The sequence below is a fragment of the Aquitalea sp. FG25 genome (genome assembly GCF_057809375.1).
This window is the reverse complement of record NZ_JBMDJV010000017.1, coordinates 40,627-60,576: the sequence shown is the minus strand read 5'-3', so window position 1 is coordinate 60,576 and position 19,950 is coordinate 40,627. Positions and strand designations below refer to the sequence as shown.

The window sequence follows — 19,950 nt, the reverse complement described above, 5'->3', positions numbered from 1 at the left end:
TCCTTACTCCGCAGCGGCCGGGGTGGCGGTCAGATCGATTTCCTGACCCTGAACCAGGCTAACGTAGGCCTTTTTCCAGTCTTTACGACGGCCAAAGGTACGGCCAAAGCGCTTAACTTTGCCCTTTACGTTAACAGTGGATACGCCTTCAACTTTAACGTTGAACAGCATTTCTACTGCAGCCTTGATCTCCGGCTTGGTAGCATCGGTAGCAACACGGAATACAACTTGCTGATGCTTCTCAGCAACCATGGTGCTCTTTTCGGAAACAACCGGGGCCAGAATTACTTGCAACAGACGTTCTTGATTCATGCCCACTGCTCCTCCAGATGCTGCACCGCCTCACGCGTGATGACGATCTTCTTGAAACGCAGCAGGCTGTACGGGTCAGCTTGTTGTGCTTCGATCACCAGCACGTTCGGCAGATTGCGCGAAGACAGATAGAGGTTTTCGTCCAGTTCACGGGTAATGAACAGAGCCTGTTCCAGACCCATGGACTTAACCACACCTACGAATTCCTTGGTTTTCGGCGATTCAACCGACAGCGAATCAACTACAACCAGACGTTCGTCACGAACCAGCTGGGACAGAATAGCTGCCATGCCAGCGCGGAACATCTTGCGGTTAACCTTCTGCGAGAAATTCTCGTCCGGGCTATTCGGGAAAGCACGACCACCACCACGACGGTTCGGCGTGGAGGTCATACCAGCACGCGCATTACCAGTGCCTTTCTGTTTGAAAGGCTTCTTGGTGGAATGATGTACTTCAGCACGAGTCAGCTGGGCACGGTTACCGCTGCGTGCATTCGCCAGGAATGCAGTCACAACTTGGTGAACCAGTGCTTCGTTGTATTCGCGACCGAACAGAGTCTCGGATGCCTGCAGGCTGCCAGCAGCCTGACCTTGGCTATTGATTACTTTCAATTCCATCACGCACCTGCCTTCACGCTAGGACGAACGACTACGTCGCCGTTCTTGGCGCCAGGAACGGCACCCTTAACCAGAAGCAGCTGACGCTCGGCATCAACACGAACAACTTCCAGGCACTGAACAGTGCTCTTGACGTTGCCGTACTGACCGGCCATGCGTTTACCCGGGAAAATACGACCCGGATCCTGAGCCTGACCGATGGAACCCGGCGTGTTATGCGAACGCGAGTTACCATGGGAAGCACGGTTGGAAGAGAAGTTGTGACGCTTGATCACACCGGAGAAGCCCTTACCCTTGGAGGTACCAGTTACATCAACCAGTTGGCCCACGGCAAAGATTTCAACGGACAATGCATCACCCGGCTTCAGAGTGGAGAGAGCTTCTGCGGACAGAACGAATTCGTTCAGACCCAGACCTGCTTCAACGCCAGCCTTAGCGAAGTGACCGGCAGCCGCCTTATTAACGCGGTTTGCCTTACGGGTGCCGAAGGTTACTTGAACGGCAGAATAGCCATCAACTTCAGCGGTTTTGATTTGTGTGACGCGATTAGCAGACATGTCCAGCACAGTTACCGGGACGGATGCACCGTCTTCAGCAAAAATGCGGGTCATGCCGACTTTGCGACCGACAAGACCTAAACTCATGTTTATTTCCTTTTGCAGGCGCCGATTACGATTGACCGGCATACAAAAACAAAAGCGGACTCGCAAAATTGCGAGTCCGCTAATGTATCACAAGAAATTTAGCAATCGCAAGCACTTAGCTCACAATTACTAGGTTTCCAGTCATTACTGCAGCTTGATTTCCACATCCACACCGGCCGGCAGATCGAGCTTCATCAGCGCATCAACGGTCTTGTCGGTCGGATCTACGATGTCCATCAGACGCAGGTGAGTACGGATTTCCAGCTGATCACGGGAAGTCTTGTTCACATGCGGGGAACGCAGTACGTTGAAACGCTCGATTTTGGTCGGCAGCGGAACCGGGCCCTTCACAACAGCGCCGGTACGCTTGGCAGTTTCAACGATTTCCTGGGCGGAACGATCGATCAGGTTGTAATCGAAGGCCTTCAGGCGGATGCGGATTTTCTGGCTTTGCATATTATCTGCTCCGATTAGGCGATGATTTTGGCAACAACGCCGGCGCCAACAGTACGGCCGCCTTCACGGATGGCGAAACGCAGACCTTCTTCCATAGCGATCGGGGCGATCAGTTCTACGGTGATTTCTACGTTGTCACCCGGCATTACCATTTCCACGCCTTCGGACAGGGTTACTGCACCAGTCACGTCGGTTGTACGGAAGTAGAACTGCGGACGGTAGTTAGCGAAGAACGGGGTGTGACGACCGCCTTCGTCCTTGCTCAGTACGTATACCGAAGCAGCGAACTTGGTGTGCGGGGTGATGGTGCCCGGCTTGGCCAGAACCTGACCACGCTCTACGTCTTCACGCTTGGTACCACGCAGCAGTACGCCTACGTTGTCACCAGCCTGACCTTGGTCCAGCAGCTTGCGGAACATTTCAACGCCGGTGCAAGTGGTCTTCGCAGTTGCCTTCAGGCCCACGATTTCCAGTTCTTCACCAACTTTAACGATACCGCGCTCTACACGACCGGTCACTACAGTACCACGACCGGAGATGGAGAATACGTCTTCGATCGGCAGCAGGAACGGCTTGTCAACTGCACGTTCCGGCGTCGGGATGTAGGAGTCCAGAGCAGCAGCCAGACGGAAGATGGACGGTTCGCCCATTTCGGATTGGTCGCCTTCCAGTGCCAGACGGGCCGAACCGATCACTACCGGGGTATCGTCGCCCGGGAAGTCGTAGGAAGACAGCAGATCGCGCACTTCCATTTCAACCAGTTCCAGCAGTTCTGCGTCGTCAACCAGGTCTGCCTTGTTCAGGTAAACGATGATGTACGGTACGCCAACCTGACGGGACAGCAGGATGTGTTCGCGAGTTTGCGGCATCGGGCCGTCAGCTGCGGAGCACACCAGGATCGCGCCGTCCATCTGGGCAGCACCGGTAATCATGTTCTTAACGTAGTCGGCGTGACCCGGGCAGTCTACGTGAGCGTAGTGACGTGCTTCGGTTTCGTATTCTACGTGTGCGGTATTAATGGTAATACCACGTGCCTTTTCTTCCGGCGCGCTGTCGATCTGGGAGTAGTCCTTGGCTTCGCCACCGAACTTCTTCGACAGAATGGTGGTGATCGCTGCGGTCAGGGTGGTCTTACCATGGTCAACGTGACCGATGGTGCCGACGTTTACGTGCGGTTTGGTCCGCTCAAACTTTTCTTTTGCCATTTTGCAAAAATCCTTAATTAAAGAACATTAGATCAGAGCTGACCAGCCACAGCCGGTCAGCTTCAGCGCGCATTACTTCTTGGCGGCCATTACGGCTTCAGCAACATGCTTCGGCGCTTCAGAGTAGTGCTTGAACTCCATGGAGTAGGTAGCACGACCCTGGGTAGCGGAACGCAGGTCGGTGGAGTAGCCAAACATCTCGGCCAGCGGTACTTCAGCCTTGATCTTCTTGCCACCCAGACCATCATCGTCCATACCTTGCACGATGCCACGACGACGGTTCAGGTCACCCATCACGTCGCCCATGTACTCTTCCGGCGTTTCCACTTCAACAGCCATCATCGGCTCAAGAATGCACGGACCGGCACGGCGCATGGCTTCCTTGAATGCGATGGAACCAGCCAGTTCGAAGGCGATCTGCGAAGAGTCGACATCATGGTAGGAACCGAAGGTCAGACGTACAGTAACGTCAACCACCGGGAAGCCAGCCAAAATACCGTTGCTCAGCGAGTTACGGATACCCTTGTCAACGGAAGGAATGAATTCACGCGGAATCACACCACCCTTGATCTCGTCGATGAACTTGTAGCCCTGACCTTCGCCAGACGGCTCCAGAGTAATCGTACAATCACCGTACTGACCCTTACCACCAGACTGCTTGGCATGCTTACCTTGCACGTCAGTAACTGTCTTGGTGATGGTTTCGCGGTAAGCAACTTGCGGCGCACCTACGTTGGCTTCAACACCGAATTCGCGACGCATACGGTCAACCAGAATTTCCAGGTGCAGTTCACCCATACCGGAAATAATGGTTTGGCCGGATTCTTCGTCAGTACGTACGCGGAAAGACGGGTCTTCCTTGGCCAGGCGATTCAGGGCAACACCCATCTTCTCCTGGTCAGCCTTGGTTTTCGGCTCAACGGCAACGTGAATTACCGGATCCGGGAATTCCATGCGTTCCAGAATCAGCGGAGCATCAACGGCACACAGGGTTTCACCGGTGGTCACTTCCTTCAGGCCGATAGCAGCAGCGATGTCACCAGCGCGTACTTCTTCGATTTCCTTACGGTCGTTGGCGTGCATCTGCACGATACGGCCGATACGTTCTTTCTTGCCCTTGACAGAGTTCAGTACGGTATCACCGGACTTAACCACGCCAGAGTAAACGCGGAAGAAGGTCAGCTGACCTACGTACGGGTCGTTCATCAGCTTGAAGGCCAGAGCGGAGAAGCTCTCGTCGTCGGAAGCCTGACGGGTAACCGGGGAGCCGTCATCCAGCTCGCCCGGTACCGGCGGAACGTCCAGCGGGCTAGGCAGCAGTTCAATCACGGCATCCAGCATGCGCTGAACGCCCTTGTTCTTGAACGCGGAACCGCACAGCATCGGCTGAATTTCGCAACGCAGGGTACGCTGACGCAGACCGTCAACGATTTCTTCCTCGGTCAGCGCTTCGCCGCCCAGGTACTTGTCCATCATTTCGTCGCTGACTTCAGCAGCGGCTTCAACCATCTTCTCGCGCCATTCTTCGGCTACGGAAACCAGGTCGGCCGGGATGTCGCCATACTCGAACTTCATGCCTTGAGAGGCTTCGTCCCAGATAATGGCTTTCATCTTCAGCAGGTCAACCACGCCGGTGAAACCATCTTCAGCACCAATAGGCACAACGATAGGTACCGGATTGCCACGCAGGCGAGTTTTCACCTGTTCAACCGCACGGAAGAAGTTGGCACCTTGACGGTCCATCTTGTTCACGAAGGCGATACGCGGAACCTTGTACTTGTTGGCCTGACGCCATACGGTTTCCGACTGGGGCTGAACACCGCCCACAGCGCAGTAAACCATCACGGCACCGTCCAGCACACGCATGGAACGCTCTACCTCAATGGTAAAGTCCACGTGGCCCGGGGTGTCGATGATGTTGAAGTGGTGAGCCGGGTACTGCAGGCCCATCCCCTTCCAGTAGGTGGTGGTGGCAGCAGAGGTAATGGTGATACCACGTTCCTGCTCCTGCTCCATCCAGTCCATGGTGGCGGCGCCATCGTGAACTTCACCGATCTTGTGGTTAACACCGGTGTAAAACAGAATACGCTCGGTAGTAGTAGTCTTACCGGCGTCAATGTGAGCGGAGATACCGATGTTACGGTAGCGCTCAATGGGGGTCTTTCTAGCCACGATCTACACCTTATTGTGTGGTTGCGCTTAGAAACGGAAGTGCGAGAAGGCCTTGTTGGCTTCTGCCATACGATGCACTTCGTCACGTTTCTTCATGGCACCGCCACGGCCTTCAGCCGCGTCGATCAGCTCACCGGCAAGGCGCAGGTCCATGGATTTTTCGCCACGCTTACGCGCAGCGTCACGCAGCCAGCGCATGGCCAGAGCCATACGACGGGACGGACGTACTTCAACAGGAACTTGATAGTTTGCACCACCTACACGGCGGCTTTTTACTTCAACAACCGGCTTGGCATTGGTCAGTGCGGTATTGAACACTTCCAGTGCATTTTTGCCAGTTTTCTTTTCGATCTGGGCCAGTGCGCCGTAGATGATGCGTTCTGCAACGGCTTTTTTGCCGTCGATCATCACGACGTTCATGAACTTGGACAGATCTTGGGAACCGAACTTCGGATCCGGCAGAATATCGCGTTTGGGGACTTCTCTGCGTCTTGGCATGTTACTTCTTTCTTTATTCAGTTGAGCTCAGGCTCATGACCACCCATATGAAAGCAGTCACTTACTCGACGACCTCAGGCCGCCGCCAGTACATCCCAATTATTTAGGACGCTTAGCACCGTACTTGGAACGGGACTGCTTACGATCTTTAACACCGGCGGTATCAAGCGAACCGCGCACGGTGTGGTAACGCACACCCGGCAAGTCTTTTACACGACCGCCACGGATCAGCACTACGGAGTGTTCCTGCAGGTTGTGGCCTTCACCACCGATGTAGGAGATCACTTCGAAGCCGTTGGTCAGACGAACCTTGCACACTTTACGCAGAGCGGAGTTCGGCTTTTTCGGGGTGGTGGTGTAAACACGGGTGCACACGCCACGCTTCTGCGGGCAGGCTTCCAGCGCAGGCACCTTGCTGTTCACGGTCAGGACCGTACGGCCCTTGCGAACGAGTTGGTTAATGGTTGGCATTACTATCAGTTCCTAGTTGATTCATTCTGCAGACAACACGTCTCCAGAAGGACGGAGGATTATATTTTAGTCAATCACTTACCGTCAAATGAAAAACGCCACGCCTGCAACGTTAACCGTTGAAGGCGCAGCGTTTTTTCAACAACTGCCTATTTCCAGAGAAATCAGCTGTTGTTTTCCATCTCGTCTACCGGTTGCGCTTCCAGCAACTGGGAGCCGGAGGTATCCAGGCCCAGACCCTGGCGACGACGGGTGCGGTGGTAAGCCAGACCAGTACCAGCCGGAATCAGACGCCCTACGATCACGTTTTCCTTCAGACCGCGCAGATCATCCTTCTTGCCCATGATGGCCGCTTCGGTCAGTACACGGGTGGTTTCCTGGAAGGAAGCCGCCGAGATGAAGGAGTCAGTGGACAGCGAAGCCTTGGTAATACCCAGCAGTACGTTTTCGTACTGCGCAGGTTCCTTGCCTTCGGCCAGCATCTGATCGTTCATTTCCAGTACGTCTGCACGCTCTACCTGCTCACCCTGGATGAACTCGGTATCACCGCTGTCGGAGATGATGACACGGCGCAGCATCTGGCGAATGATCACTTCGATGTGCTTGTCGTTAATCTTCACACCCTGCAGACGGTACACTTCCTGCACTTCCTGGACGATGTAGCGTGCCAGTGCTTCGATACCCTGCAGACGCAGAATGTCGTGCGGATCAACCGGACCGTCGACGATGGACTCACCACGGTTCACCACCTGACCATCGTGCACCAGTACGTGCTTGTCTTTCGGGATCAGGTTTTCGTAACCGCTACCCTCAAGATCGGTAATGATCAGGCGCTGCTTGCCCTTGGTGTCCTTACCGAAGGAAACGGTACCGGTCACCTCGGCCAGCATGCCGGCATCCTTCGGCGAACGGGCTTCGAACAGTTCGGCCACACGCGGCAGACCACCGGTAATGTCACGGGTCTTGGAGGATTCCTGTGGGATACGGGCCAGCACTTCACCCTTGCCCACATCCTGACCGTCACGCACGGTAATGATGGCGCCTACCTGGAAGGTGATGGATACCGAGGCATCCGAACCAGCCAGTTTCACTTCCAGACCGTTTTCGTCCAGCAGCTTCACCAACGGGCGCAGCATCTTGGACTGCGAACCGGCACGACGCTTCGGATCAATCACCACCAGCGTGGACAGACCAGTCACTTCGTCGGTCTGCTTGGCGACGGTATTGCCCTCTTCCACGTTTTCGAACTTCACGCGGCCAGCGTATTCGGTAATGATCGGACGGGTATGCGGGTCCCATGTTGCCAGGACTGCACCTGCCTTGATCACCAGACCGTCGGTCACCATCAGGGTGGCACCGTACGGTACTTTATGACGTTCGCGCTCACGGCCCATATCGTCATGGATCACCACTTCACCGGAACGGGTGATCACGATCAGCTCGCCCTTGGAGTTGGCCACATAACGCATCTGGCTGGAGAAGCGGACAGTACCGTTCGACTTGCCTTCTACCTGGCTGGCAGCGGCATTTCGCGACGCAGCACCACCAATGTGGAAGGTACGCATGGTCAGCTGGGTACCCGGCTCACCAATCGACTGGGCCGCAATCACACCAACCGCTTCGCCGGCGTTTACACGCTTGCCGCGTGCCAGGTCGCGACCGTAGCACTTGGCGCACAGACCGTAACGGGTGTCGCAAGTGATGGCGGTACGAACCTTGACTTCGTCGATACCCAGGCTGTCGATCACGTCAACCATGTGTTCGTCCAGCAGGGTGCCAGCTTCCAGCACGGTTTCGCCAGTGGACGGATCCACCACGTCTACTGCAGTCACACGGCCCAGAATACGATCGCGCAGGGCTTCGATCACGTCGCCGCCTTGCAGAACCGCCTTCATCACGAAGCCGTTGTTGGTGCCGCAATCGTCTTCGATCACCACCAGATCCTGCGTCACGTCTACCAGACGACGCGTCAGGTAACCGGAGTTAGCGGTCTTCAAGGCCGTATCCGCCAGACCCTTACGGGCACCGTGGGTGGAGATGAAGTACTGCAGAACCGTCAGGCCTTCACGGAAGTTGGCGGTAATCGGCGTTTCGATAATGGAACCGTCCGGCTTGGCCATCAAACCCCGCATACCGGCCAGCTGCTTGATCTGTGCTGCGGAACCCCGCGCACCAGAGTCGGCCATCATGTAAATGGAGTTGAAGGATTCCTGATCGACTTCCTTGCCGTCGCGGTCCAGCACTTTCTGCTTGGACAGCTCGTCCATCATGGCCTTGGCGATCTTGTCGCCGGTGCGGCCCCAGATATCCACAACCTTGTTGTAGCGTTCGCCCTGGGTAACCAGACCTTGACGGTACTGCTCTTCGATCTCTTTGACTTCTTTCTGGGCTTCGCCCAGCAGCTCAACCTTCTTGCCCGGGATTTGCATGTCGTCCACGCAAATCGAGATACCGCCACGGGTGGAGTAGGCAAAACCGGTGTACATCAACTGGTCGGCAAAGATCACGGTATCGCGGATGCCGCAACGGCGGAACGATACGTTGATCAGCTTGGAGATTTCCTTCTTCTTCAGCGCCTTGTTGATGTGCTCGAACGGCAGGCCCTTCGGCAGGATGTCAGACAGGATGGCGCGACCAACAGTGGTGTTGTAGCGCTTGATCACCGGCTGGAATTCGCCCTGCTCGTCCTTTTCCCATTCTTTCAGACGAACGGTAATACGGGTGGCCAGCTCAACCTGACGGGTTTCGTAGGCGCGATGCACTTCCTTGGTGTCGGCAAATACCATGCCTTCACCCTTGCCGTTTACCTTGTCGCGGGTCATGTAGTACAGACCCAGCACGATATCCTGGGACGGTACGATGATCGGGTCGCCGTTGGCCGGGGACAGCACGTTGTTGGTGGCCAGCATCAGGGTGCGGGCTTCCATCTGCGCTTCCAGCGACAGCGGCACGTGAACGGCCATCTGGTCACCGTCAAAGTCGGCGTTAAATGCCGCGCAGACCAGCGGGTGCAGCTGGATGGCCTTGCCTTCGATCAGTACCGGTTCGAACGCCTGGATACCCAGACGGTGCAGGGTCGGCGCACGGTTCAGCAGCACCGGATGTTCGCGGATCACGTCTTCCAGGATGTCCCATACTTCCGGCACTTCCTGCTCTACCAGCTTCTTGGCTGCCTTGATGGTGGAGGCCAGGCCCATCACTTCCAGTTTGTGGAAGATGAAAGGCTTGAACAGTTCCAGCGCCATCTTTTTCGGCAGGCCGCACTGATGCAGACGCAGGGTCGGGCCGACAGTAATCACGGAACGACCGGAGTAGTCCACGCGCTTACCCAGCAAGTTCTGACGGAAGCGACCGCCCTTACCCTTGATCATGTCAGCCAGCGACTTCAGCGGGCGCTTGTTGGCGCCAGTCATGGCCTTGCCGCGACGACCGTTGTCCAGCAGCGAGTCAACCGATTCTTGCAGCATGCGCTTTTCGTTGCGCACGATGATGTCCGGTGCGCGCAGTTCCAGCAGACGCTTCAGACGGTTGTTACGGTTGATGACGCGGCGATACAGATCGTTCAGGTCGGAAGTGGCGAAACGGCCACCATCCAGCGGTACCAGAGGACGCAGTTCCGGCGGCAGTACCGGCAGCACTTCCAGAATCATCCATTCCGGCTTCATGCCGGAGCGTTGGAACGCTTCCAGTACTTTCAGACGCTTGGCGATCTTCTTGATCTTGGTGTCGGAATTGGTGGCTTCCAGCTCGCGACGCAGGGTCTCGATCTCGGTATCCAGATTCAGACGCTTCAACAGTTCGCGGACGGCTTCGGCACCCATCATGGCGACGAATTCTTCGCCGTACTGGTCTTCCTTGTCCAGGAAGTCTTCTTCGGTCAGCAGCTGACGGTATTGCAGCGGGGTCATGCCCGGATCGGTCACGACGAATGCTTCGAAGTACAGTACGCGTTCGATGTCGCGCAGGGTCATGTCGAGCACCATGCCCAGACGGGACGGCAGGCTCTTCAGGAACCAGATGTGCGCAGTCGGGCTGGCCAGTTCGATGTGGCCCATGCGTTCGCGACGCACTTTGGACAGGGTGACTTCAACGCCGCACTTCTCGCAGATTACACCGCGATGCTTCAGACGCTTGTATTTGCCGCACAGGCATTCATAATCTTTTACCGGCCCGAAAATACGGGCGCAGAACAGGCCGTCACGTTCCGGCTTGAAGGTACGATAGTTGATGGTTTCCGGCTTTTTGACTTCACCATAAGACCAGGAACGGATCTTGTCAGGCGAAGCGATGCCGATTTTAATCGCATCAAACTCTTCTTCTTGCGTTACCTGCTTAAAGAGGTCGAGCAGAGCTTTCATTGCGTCTCCAGTCAGGGGACAGGAGGCGCGGCATGATGCCGCGCCTTCTCACCCAATCAATAACGTTCCAGGTCGATATCCAGGCCGAGCGAGCGGATTTCCTTCACCAATACATTGAAGGATTCCGGCATGCCAGCGTCGATCTTGTGTTCGCCCTTGACGATGTTTTCGTAAACTTTGGTACGACCGGTGACATCGTCGGACTTCACCGTCAGCATTTCCTGCAGGGTGTAGGCGGCGCCATATGCTTCCAGCGCCCACACTTCCATCTCACCGAAACGCTGGCCACCGAACTGCGCCTTACCACCCAGCGGTTGCTGGGTAACCAGGGAGTACGGACCGGTGGAACGGGCGTGCATCTTGTCATCAACCAGGTGATGCAGCTTCAGGTAGTGCATCACACCCACGGTAACCTTGCGGTCGAAGGCTTCGCCGGAGCGACCATCGTACAGGGTCATCTGGGTTTTGGACTCGTTAAAGCCCATCTGTTCGGTCAGCGGATCGCCGCTCGGGTAAGCCAGATCCAGCATGTGCTTGATCTCGGTTTCCTTGGCACCGTCGAATACCGGCGTGGCAAACGGCATGCCCTTACGCAGGTTGTCGGCCAGATCCATGATCTCGGCATCAGTGAGGCCCGCCAGATCTTCGGTCTTGCCGGTTTCGTTATAGAGGCGTTCCAGGTAGCCGCGCACTTCGGCAACATCCTGCTGTTGCTTGATCATGCGGTCGATACGCTCGCCGATACCCTTGGCAGCCCAGCCCAGATGCACTTCCAGGATCTGACCGATGTTCATACGCGACGGTACGCCCAGCGGGTTCAGCACGATGTCGACCGGACGACCGTCGCCCATGTAAGGCATGTCTTCGATCGGCAGGATGCGGGATACCACACCCTTGTTACCGTGACGACCAGCCATCTTGTCACCAGCCTGCAGGCGACGCTTAACGGCCAGGTAAACCTTGACCATCTTCTGCACGCCCGGCGGCAGTTCATCACCCTGGGTCAGTTTGCGCTTCTTGTCTTCGAACTTGAGATCGAATTCTTCGCGCTTCTGTACCAGGCTTTCCTTGATCAGCTCCAGCTGCTTGGCGATGTCTTCCTCTGCCATGCGGATGTCGAACCAGTCATGCTTGACCGGCAGGCTTTCCAGGTACTCGGCGTCAATGGCGGTACCCTTGACCAGACGCTTCGGACCACCATTGGCCAGCTTGCCAATGATGAGGCGTTCGATACGGCTGAAGGCGTCGTTTTCGAAAATACGCAGCTGGTCGTTCAGGTCGAGGCGGTAGCGCTTCAGTTCGGCATCAATGATGGACTGGGCGCGCTTGTCGCGCTCGATACCTTCGCGGGTGAACACCTGCACGTCGATCACGGTACCCACGGTGCCAGTCGGCACGCGCAGCGAGGTGTCTTTCACGTCGGAGGCTTTTTCACCAAAGATGGCGCGCAGCAGCTTCTCTTCCGGCGTCAGCTGGGTTTCACCCTTCGGCGTTACCTTGCCCACCAGTACGTCACCGGCTTCCACTTCGGCACCGATGTAAACGATGCCGGCTTCATCCAGGCGGCCTGCCATGCGCTCGGACAGGTTCGGAATATCACGGGTGATTTCTTCCGGTCCCAGCTTGGTGTCGCGGGAAACAACCGACAGTTCTTCGATGTGGATCGAGGTGTAGCGGTCTTCTGCCACCAGCTTTTCCGAGATCAGGATCGAGTCTTCGTAGTTGTAGCCGTTCCACGGCATGAAGGCGATGGTCATGTTCTGACCCAGCGCCAGTTCGCCCAGGTCGGTGGAGGCACCATCGGCCACCACGTCGCCACTGGCGATCTTGTCGCCCACCTTCACCACCGGACGCTGGTTGATGTTGGTGTTCTGGTTGGAGCGGGTGAATTTGGTGAGGTTGTAGATATCCACACCCACTTCACCAGCAACGGCTTCTTCGTCGTTTACACGCACCACGACACGGCCAGCATCAACATAGTCGACCACACCGCCGCGACGTGCAACAACGGTAGTACCGGAGTCAACCGCTACCGAACGTTCGATACCGGTACCGACAAACGGTTTTTCCGGGCGCAGGCACGGTACGGCCTGACGCTGCATGTTGGCACCCATCAAGGCACGGTTGGCGTCATCGTGTTCCAGGAAGGGAATCAGCGATGCAGCAACCGATACCACCTGACCGGTGGCCACGTCCATGTACTGTACGCGGTCCGGGGTGGCCAGAATGGTTTCGCCCTTTTCACGGCAGGTTACCAGTTCGTCGATCAGGGTACCGTCTTCGCCCAGCTCGGCGTTGGCCTGAGCAATGACGTAACGGCCTTCTTCGATGGCGGACAGGTAATCGATCTCGTTGGTTACCTTGCTATCCACCACCTTGCGGTACGGGGTTTCCAGGAAACCGAACTCGTTGGTACGTGCGAACACGGACAAGGAGTTGATCAGACCGATGTTCGGACCTTCCGGCGTTTCGATCGGGCATACACGACCGTAGTGGGTCGGGTGTACGTCACGCACTTCGAAGCCGGCACGTTCGCGGGTCAGACCGCCCGGGCCAAGAGCCGATACACGGCGCTTGTGGGTGATTTCCGACAGCGGGTTGGTCTGGTCCATGAACTGGGACAGCTGCGAGGAACCAAAGAATTCCTTGATGGCAGCGGATACCGGCTTGGCATTGATCAGGTCGTGCGGCATCAGGTTGTCGGACTCGGCCTGATTCAGGCGTTCCTTCACTGCGCGCTCTACACGTACCAGACCGGCACGGAACTGGTTTTCGGCCAGTTCGCCCACGGAACGGACACGACGGTTACCCAGATGGTCGATGTCATCGACTTCGCCACGGCCATTGCGCAGTTCGCACAGGATGGCAATCACGGAAACGATGTCTTCGGTGGACAGGGTACCTTCCATCACGTCACGGCGACCGGCAAATTTTTCACCGATCAGCGACTTGAACCACTCCGGAGTCTTCTCATCGAACTTGTACTGATAAGTACGCGAGCTGAACTTCATGCGGCCTACACGCGACAGATCGTAGGTTTCTTCGCTGAAGAACAGGCGCTGGAACAGCGCTTCTACTGCATCTTCGGTCGGCGGTTCGCCAGGACGCATCATGCGGTAGATGGCAACGCGTGCTTGCAGGCGATCCAGGCTGTCATCGGTACGCAGGGTTTGCGAGATGTAAGCGCCTTGGTCCAGATCGTTGGTGAACAGCACTTCAACCTGATCGATCTCGGCCAGGGCCAGCTTGGCCAGCAGCTCTTCGGTGATTTCTTCATTGGCGCGCGCCAGCACTTCACCAGTGTCAACATTGGTGACATTGTGCGACAGCACCTTGCCCAGCAGTACATCGGCCGGCACTTCAATGCGATCCAGCTGTGCAGTCTGGATATCGCGAATGTGCTTGGCGGTGATGCGCTTGTCCTTGGCAACAATCAGCTTGCCGTCAGCGGCGACGATGTCGAACTTGGCCACTTCGCCCTTCAGACGATCCGGTACCACGCGCATGAACACGCCGGTCTTGGTCAGGTAGAAGGTATCGAAGCTATAGAATTCGGACAGAATCTGTTCGTTGCTGTAACCCAGTGCCTTCAGCAGGATGGTCACCGGCATCTTGCGGCGACGGTCGATACGGAAGTACAGCAGGTCTTTCGGGTCAAACTCGAAGTCCAGCCAGGAACCACGGTAAGGAATCACGCGGGCGGAGAACAACAGCTTGCCAGAGGAGTGGGTCTTGCCGCGATCGTGCTCGAAGAACACGCCCGGGGAGCGGTGCAGCTGGGAAACGATAACGCGTTCGGTACCGTTGATGATGAAAGAGCCGTTGGTGGTCATGAGCGGAATTTCGCCCATGTAAACTTCATTCTCGCGCACTTCTTTTACCACCGGCTTGGACGACTCTTTGTCCAGGATGGTCAGACGGATACGGGCGCGCAGCGGAGCGGCATAGGTAATGCCACGCAGCTGACATTCCTGCACGTCAAACGGCGGCTCACCAAGAATGTAGTGAGCAAAATCAAGGCGGGCATAGCCATTGTGGCTATGGATCGGGAAGATCGACTTGAACGCGGCCTGCAGACCAGCATCCTTGCGCTGATCTAGCGGTACACCCAGTTGCAGGAAATCGGCATAAGAATCAATCTGGGTCGCCAACAGGAATGGGACATCGAGAACACTGGCGCGTTTCGCAAAGCTCTTACGAATACGCTTCTTCTCAGTAAACGAATAACTCATAGAGTCTCCATCGAGGTGGTAGTGGCGCAAGAAACCAAAAGTCAGCAGCCACGCCGGGTAATTGCTGGCTTTTACTATCTTTGTTTCGGCCAATTACAAGCGCAATAAGGCTGGCGGATTTCTCCGCCAGCCTCACCTTCTTTTTTCAAAGAAGATTATTTGATTTCAGCCTTGGCACCGGCTTCGGTCAGTTGCTTCAGAACTTCTTCGGCTTCAGCCTTGGCTACGCCTTCTTTCACGGTCTTCGGAGCGCCGTCAACCATGTCCTTGGCTTCCTTCAGGCCCAGGCCGGTGATAGCACGAACAACCTTGATCACGTTAACCTTGTTGTCGCCAGCGGCGTTCAGAACAACGTCAAACTCGGTCTTTTCTTCAGCAGCAGCAGCGCCACCAGCAGCCGGGCCAGCAACGGCAACGGCAGCAGCGGAAACGCCGAACTTCTCTTCGAACGCCTTAACCAGGTCGTTCAGTTCCATAACGGTCAGGCCAGCAACGGCTTCGAGGATGTCTTCTTTGGTGATTGCCATGTAAAAATCTCCTGAATTCTATAAGAATCAAATAAGTTAAGCGGCTTCGGCTTGCTTCTCTGCCAGTGCTGCCAGTGCGCGGGCGAAGCCTGCGACCGGAGCCTGCATAACGTAGAGAAGCTTGGACAGCAGTTCTTCGCGACTCGGGATGGACGCCAGCTCAGCAACCTGAGCAGCATTCAGTACCGCGCCATTGTAGGAACCTGCCTTGACGATGATCTTGTCGTCAGCCTTGGCAAATTGATGCAGCACCTTGGCAGCAGCAACCGGATCGGTAGAGATACCATAAACGAGCGGACCAACCATTTGATCGGCCAGCGCTTCGAATTGGGTACCAGCAACCGCACGGCGAACCAGCGTGTTCTTCAGAACGCGCAGGTAAACGCCTTGCTCACGCGCCTGAGCGCGCAGCTTGGTCATGCTGCTTACCTCGATGCCCCGATATTCGGCGATGACGAGGGTCTGTGCAGCTACCAGCTCGGCAGCTACAGCAGCGACGACTGCCTTTTTATCTTCGATATTGAGACTCAAGGTCTATCTCCTAGACTGAAATGAAGCAGAATGATTTCTGCTCCGCTTTGCAGCGGCGACCTGTATCAGGAGACAACATAGAGAAGGGAAACTGGTGCTCATGGGCGGAATTGAACCGCCGACCTCTCCCTTACCAAGGGAGTGCTCTACCCCTGAGCTACATGAGCCCTGAACTCTTCAGAAGCCTACTTTCGGGTACACCATCTGCGCAGGATGCAGGCCACCGGGCAGTGACTAGCGATTAAGCCTTGCGGCTCCTACGGTCTTTGACAATCTGGCAGGCAAGCCTGCCAGCCCAAAGCCAGTGGCAAGGTGGCAAGCCACCCTGCCGAACTCACATCAACTTAAGCGCTGACGGAGCTGGTATCTACACGAGCGCCAATACCCATGGTGCTGGATACGGCGATCTTTTTCAGATACACACCCTTGGCAGCTGCCGGCTTGGCTTTCACCAGGGCATCAACCAGAGCAGTAAAGTTTTCACGCAGGGCTTCAGCTTCGAAAGAAGCACGGCCGATAGTGGCGTGAATGATACCTGCCTTGTCGGTACGGTATTGAACCTGACCGGCCTTGGCGTTTTTCACGGCTTCGGCAACGTTCGGGGTTACAGTACCAACCTTCGGGTTCGGCATCAGGCCACGCGGGCCGAGGATTTGACCCAGTTGACCTACAACGCGCATTGCATCCGGGGAGGCAATAACTACGTCGAAGTTCAGGTTACCGGCTTTTACTTGCTCGGCCAGGTCGTCGAAACCGACAACTTCAGCACCGGCAGCCTTGGCGGCTTCGGCGTTGGCACCTTGAGCAAACACAGCAACGCGTACCGACTTACCAGTACCACGCGGCAGAACAACGGAGCCACGTACAACTTGGTCGGATTTACGCGGATCTACACCCAGGTTAACGGCCACATCAATGGACTCGTCAAACTTGGCGGTAGCGGCAGTCTTAACCAGGGCAATTGCTTCTTCAACAGCGTACAGCTTGTTGCGATCAACAGTTGCCTTCAGGGTTTGCAGGCGCTTGGAAATCTTGGCCATTTACACACCCTCCACTTCAAGACCCATCGAACGGGCGGAGCCGGCGATGGTGCGTACAGCGGCGTCCAGATCAGCAGCGGTCAGATCCGGCTGCTTGGTCTTGGCGATTTCTTCCAGCTGAGCACGGCTAACCTTGCCTACCTTGTCGGTATGCGGCTTGGCGGAACCGGACTTGATGCCAGCAGCCTTCTTCAGCAGAATGGTCGCCGGCGGCGTCTTCATGATGAAGGTGAAGGACTTGTCTGCATAAGCAGTGATCACAACCGGAATCGGCAGGCCCGGCTCGATGCCTTGGGTCTGGGCGTTGAACGCCTTGCAGAATTCCATGATGTTCAGACCACGCTGACCCAGGGCCGGACCGATCGGAGGAGACGGGTTGGCCTTACCAGCGGGCACTTGCAGCTTTACATAGCCGACAATTTTCTTTGCCACGATTGAAACTCCTAAAATGGGTATAGCGCGAGCGTGCACTCGCTTCCCGGACGAAAGCGCAACAGTATATACGCTTACAAACTAGCTGCCAAGTAGTATTACAGCTTTTCTACCTGACTGAAATCAAGCTCAACCGGCGTATCGCGACCGAAGATCTGCACCGATACGCGCAGCTTGTTGCGCTCGTAATTGACTTCATCCACAGAGCCATTGAAATCGTTGAAAGGACCGTCGGTAACGCGAACCTTTTCACCCACTTCAAACAGCACTTTTGGCTTCGGCTTTTCAACACCCTCTTGCATCTGCTGCATGATGGCATCGACTTCCTTCTTGGAAATCGGTGCCGGGCGGTTAGCCGTACCACCAACAAAACCGGTCACCTTGGGAGTACTCTTCACCAAGTGCCAGGTATCATCGGTCATGTCCATCTCGACCAACACATAACCGGGGAAGAACTTGCGCTCGGTAATGGAGCGACGGCCATTCTTGATGTCCACCACTTCTTCTACCGGAACGAGGATCTGGCCGAACAGATCAGCCACCTCGGAACGTTCAATGCGCTCACGCAGCGCTTTCTGCACACTTTTCTCAAAACCGGAATAAGCGTGCACAACGTACCAGCGCTTTGCCATTATCTACCTCGACCAAGAATTACATCGTAGAACAACCAGGACAGACCCGAATCCACCATCCACATGAACAGGGCCAGCACCAGAACGAAGACGAAAACCAGGCCGGTCATTTGCATGGCTTCCTTGCGGGTAGGCCATACGACCTTGCGCGCCTCAACAAGGGAATCATTGGCATAAGCCACGAATTCCTTGCCTGGAGTTGACAGCCAGACAGCACCAGCCGCCAGCACAACGCCAACAATGAATGCCAGAGCGCGCAACACACCCTGATCTTCGGGAATCATGTAGAAGCCAACAACACCGGCAACCACCAGCAGACCGGCCAGAGCCAGTTTGAGTTTATCTTGCATTTCCATGTGTGGAATGTTCTCTGCGCGTATGCGACAAAAGACCAACCGGCGCACAAGCGCCGGCTGGTCTTAATTGGCAGGCCAGGAGGGTCTCGAACCCCCAACCCTCGGTTTTGGAGACCGATACTCTACCAATTGAGCTACTGGCCTATAAACCTATTAATCAAGCAATAATCTTTGCTACCACGCCGGCGCCAACAGTACGGCCGCCTTCACGGATGGCGAAACGCAGACCTTCTTCCATAGCGATCGGGGCGATCAGTTCTACGGTGATTTCTACGTTGTCACCCGGCATTACCATTTCCACGCCTTCGGACAGGGTTACTGCACCAGTCACGTCGGTTGTACGGAAGTAGAACTGCGGACGGTAGTTAGCGAAGAACGGGGTGTGACGACCGCCTTCGTCCTTGCTCAGTACGTATACCGAAGCAGCGAACTTGGTGTGCGGGGTGATGGTGCCCGGCTTGGCCAGAACCTGACCACGCTCTACGTCTTCACGCTTGGTACCACGCAGCAGTACGCCTACGTTGTCACCAGCCTGACCTTGGTCCAGCAGCTTGCGGAACATTTCAACGCCGGTGCAAGTGGTCTTCGCAGTTGCCTTCAGGCCCACGATTTCCAGTTCTTCACCAACTTTAACGATACCGCGCTCTACACGACCGGTCACTACAGTACCACGACCGGAGATGGAGAATACGTCTTCGATCGGCAGCAGGAACGGCTTGTCAACTGCACGTTCCGGCGTCGGGATGTAGGAGTCCAGAGCAGCAGCCAGACGGAAGATGGACGGTTCGCCCATTTCGGATTGGTCGCCTTCCAGTGCCAGACGGGCCGAACCGATCACTACCGGGGTATCGTCGCCCGGGAAGTCGTAGGAAGACAGCAGATCGCGCACTTCCATTTCAACCAGTTCCAGCAGTTCTGCGTCGTCAACCAGGTCTGCCTTGTTCAGGTAAACGATGATGTACGGTACGCCAACCTGACGGGACAGCAGGATGTGTTCGCGAGTTTGCGGCATCGGGCCGTCAGCTGCGGAGCACACCAGGATCGCGCCGTCCATCTGGGCAGCACCGGTAATCATGTTCTTAACGTAGTCGGCGTGACCCGGGCAGTCTACGTGAGCGTAGTGACGTGCTTCGGTTTCGTATTCTACGTGTGCGGTATTAATGGTAATACCACGTGCCTTTTCTTCCGGCGCGCTGTCGATCTGGGAGTAGTCCTTGGCTTCGCCACCGAACTTCTTCGACAGAATGGTGGTGATCGCTGCGGTCAGGGTGGTCTTACCATGGTCAACGTGACCGATGGTGCCGACGTTTACGTGCGGTTTGGTCCGCTCGAACTTTTCCTTAGCCATGGCAAAATTTCCTGATTTGAATAACTACAAAACAAATGGGTGGTGCCCATGGGCAGAATTGAACTGCCGACCTCTCCCTTACCAAGGGAGTGCTCTACCCCTGAGCTACATGGGCCCTT

Annotated in this window: 17 protein-coding genes and 3 tRNA genes; all 20 read right to left on the bottom strand. The window is 56.0% G+C overall.

Annotated features, from left to right (window positions below; genetic code table 11):
• Positions 1-3 precede the first annotated feature (3 nt).
• The gene (gene rplW / locus ACODR9_RS15650; RefSeq protein WP_197077176.1) at positions 4-318 is read right to left on the bottom strand and encodes a 50S ribosomal protein L23; all 315 of its coding nucleotides are present in this window, start codon (positions 316-318) and stop codon (positions 4-6) included.
• Complete coding sequence (gene rplD, locus ACODR9_RS15645) at positions 309-929, bottom strand: 50S ribosomal protein L4 (RefSeq protein WP_059287127.1); 621 nt, start codon at positions 927-929, stop codon at positions 309-311. Before rplD ends, rplW begins: the two co-directional genes overlap by 10 nt.
• Positions 929-1,573 (bottom strand): 50S ribosomal protein L3, encoded by a 645-nt coding sequence (gene rplC, locus ACODR9_RS15640; protein ID WP_103522831.1) that lies wholly within the window; start codon positions 1,571-1,573, stop codon positions 929-931. The genes rplD and rplC overlap by 1 nt, the downstream gene beginning before the upstream one ends.
• Before the next feature lie 144 nt (positions 1,574-1,717).
• A complete protein-coding gene (gene rpsJ / locus ACODR9_RS15635; protein ID WP_017507377.1) occupies positions 1,718-2,029 on the bottom strand; it encodes a 30S ribosomal protein S10 in 312 nt (103 codons plus the stop codon).
• Between the two features lie 14 nt (positions 2,030-2,043).
• Complete coding sequence (gene tuf, locus ACODR9_RS15630; RefSeq protein ID WP_113024018.1) at positions 2,044-3,234, bottom strand: elongation factor Tu; 1,191 nt, start codon at positions 3,232-3,234, stop codon at positions 2,044-2,046.
• Between the two features lie 72 nt (positions 3,235-3,306).
• Positions 3,307-5,406, bottom strand: coding sequence for an elongation factor G (fusA, locus tag ACODR9_RS15625; RefSeq protein WP_124645619.1), 2,100 nt, complete (start codon positions 5,404-5,406; stop codon positions 3,307-3,309).
• A gap of 27 nt (positions 5,407-5,433) precedes the next feature.
• Complete coding sequence (gene rpsG, locus ACODR9_RS15620) at positions 5,434-5,904, bottom strand: 30S ribosomal protein S7 (RefSeq protein ID WP_488810354.1); 471 nt, start codon at positions 5,902-5,904, stop codon at positions 5,434-5,436.
• A 99-nt stretch (positions 5,905-6,003) separates the two neighbouring features.
• Positions 6,004-6,375 (bottom strand): 30S ribosomal protein S12, encoded by a 372-nt coding sequence (rpsL, locus tag ACODR9_RS15615; RefSeq protein WP_059285905.1) that lies wholly within the window; start codon positions 6,373-6,375, stop codon positions 6,004-6,006.
• 164 nt (positions 6,376-6,539) lie between these two features.
• Positions 6,540-10,733: a DNA-directed RNA polymerase subunit beta' gene (rpoC, locus tag ACODR9_RS15610; RefSeq protein ID WP_488810353.1), complete on the bottom strand. Its 4,194-nt coding sequence runs from the start codon at positions 10,731-10,733 to the stop codon at positions 6,540-6,542.
• A 56-nt stretch (positions 10,734-10,789) separates the two neighbouring features.
• Entirely contained in the window at positions 10,790-14,965 is a 4,176-nt protein-coding gene (rpoB, locus tag ACODR9_RS15605) for a DNA-directed RNA polymerase subunit beta (protein ID WP_488810352.1), read from the bottom strand.
• A gap of 155 nt (positions 14,966-15,120) precedes the next feature.
• Positions 15,121-15,492, bottom strand: a complete 372-nt coding sequence (gene rplL / locus ACODR9_RS15600) for a 50S ribosomal protein L7/L12 (RefSeq protein WP_488810351.1) — start codon at positions 15,490-15,492, stop codon at positions 15,121-15,123.
• Positions 15,493-15,528: 36 nt separating this feature from the next.
• Entirely contained in the window at positions 15,529-16,023 is a 495-nt protein-coding gene (gene rplJ, locus ACODR9_RS15595; protein ID WP_488810349.1) for a 50S ribosomal protein L10, read from the bottom strand.
• A 92-nt stretch (positions 16,024-16,115) separates the two neighbouring features.
• Positions 16,116-16,190, bottom strand: a tRNA-Thr gene (locus ACODR9_RS15590).
• Between the two features lie 177 nt (positions 16,191-16,367).
• Positions 16,368-17,063: a 50S ribosomal protein L1 gene (gene rplA / locus ACODR9_RS15585; RefSeq protein ID WP_488810347.1), complete on the bottom strand. Its 696-nt coding sequence runs from the start codon at positions 17,061-17,063 to the stop codon at positions 16,368-16,370.
• On the bottom strand, positions 17,064-17,495 hold the full coding sequence (gene rplK / locus ACODR9_RS15580; protein WP_059287632.1) for a 50S ribosomal protein L11: 432 nt from the start codon (positions 17,493-17,495) through the stop codon (positions 17,064-17,066).
• Between the two features lie 98 nt (positions 17,496-17,593).
• Complete coding sequence (nusG, locus tag ACODR9_RS15575; protein WP_159879926.1) at positions 17,594-18,127, bottom strand: transcription termination/antitermination protein NusG; 534 nt, start codon at positions 18,125-18,127, stop codon at positions 17,594-17,596.
• Complete coding sequence (secE, locus tag ACODR9_RS15570) at positions 18,127-18,483, bottom strand: preprotein translocase subunit SecE (protein ID WP_488810344.1); 357 nt, start codon at positions 18,481-18,483, stop codon at positions 18,127-18,129. Before secE ends, nusG begins: the two co-directional genes overlap by 1 nt.
• Positions 18,484-18,551: 68 nt before the next feature.
• A tRNA-Trp gene (locus tag ACODR9_RS15565) sits at positions 18,552-18,627 on the bottom strand.
• 13 nt (positions 18,628-18,640) lie between these two features.
• Complete coding sequence (gene tuf / locus ACODR9_RS15560; protein ID WP_113024018.1) at positions 18,641-19,831, bottom strand: elongation factor Tu; 1,191 nt, start codon at positions 19,829-19,831, stop codon at positions 18,641-18,643.
• A 40-nt stretch (positions 19,832-19,871) separates the two neighbouring features.
• Positions 19,872-19,946, bottom strand: a tRNA-Thr gene (locus ACODR9_RS15555).
• Positions 19,947-19,950: the final 4 nt, after the last annotated feature.

Coding starts and splice junctions, on each gene's coding strand:
- rpoC (WP_488810353.1), bottom strand. CDS start 10,733: ATGAAAGCTCTGCTCGACCTCTTTAAGCAGGTAACGCAAGAAGAAGAG.
- rpsG (WP_488810354.1), bottom strand. CDS start 5,904: ATGCCAAGACGCAGAGAAGTCCCCAAACGCGATATTCTGCCGGATCCG.
- rpsJ (WP_017507377.1), bottom strand. CDS start 2,029: ATGCAAAGCCAGAAAATCCGCATCCGCCTGAAGGCCTTCGATTACAAC.
- rplD (WP_059287127.1), bottom strand. CDS start 929: ATGGAATTGAAAGTAATCAATAGCCAAGGTCAGGCTGCTGGCAGCCTG.
- nusG (WP_159879926.1), bottom strand. CDS start 18,127: ATGGCAAAGCGCTGGTACGTTGTGCACGCTTATTCCGGTTTTGAGAAA.
- rpsL (WP_059285905.1), bottom strand. CDS start 6,375: ATGCCAACCATTAACCAACTCGTTCGCAAGGGCCGTACGGTCCTGACC.
- rpoB (WP_488810352.1), bottom strand. CDS start 14,965: ATGAGTTATTCGTTTACTGAGAAGAAGCGTATTCGTAAGAGCTTTGCG.
- rplL (WP_488810351.1), bottom strand. CDS start 15,492: ATGGCAATCACCAAAGAAGACATCCTCGAAGCCGTTGCTGGCCTGACC.
- tuf (WP_113024018.1), bottom strand. CDS start 3,234: ATGGCAAAAGAAAAGTTTGAGCGGACCAAACCGCACGTAAACGTCGGC.
- rplA (WP_488810347.1), bottom strand. CDS start 17,063: ATGGCCAAGATTTCCAAGCGCCTGCAAACCCTGAAGGCAACTGTTGAT.
- rplC (WP_103522831.1), bottom strand. CDS start 1,573: ATGAGTTTAGGTCTTGTCGGTCGCAAAGTCGGCATGACCCGCATTTTT.
- tuf (WP_113024018.1), bottom strand. CDS start 19,831: ATGGCTAAGGAAAAGTTCGAGCGGACCAAACCGCACGTAAACGTCGGC.
- secE (WP_488810344.1), bottom strand. CDS start 18,483: ATGGAAATGCAAGATAAACTCAAACTGGCTCTGGCCGGTCTGCTGGTG.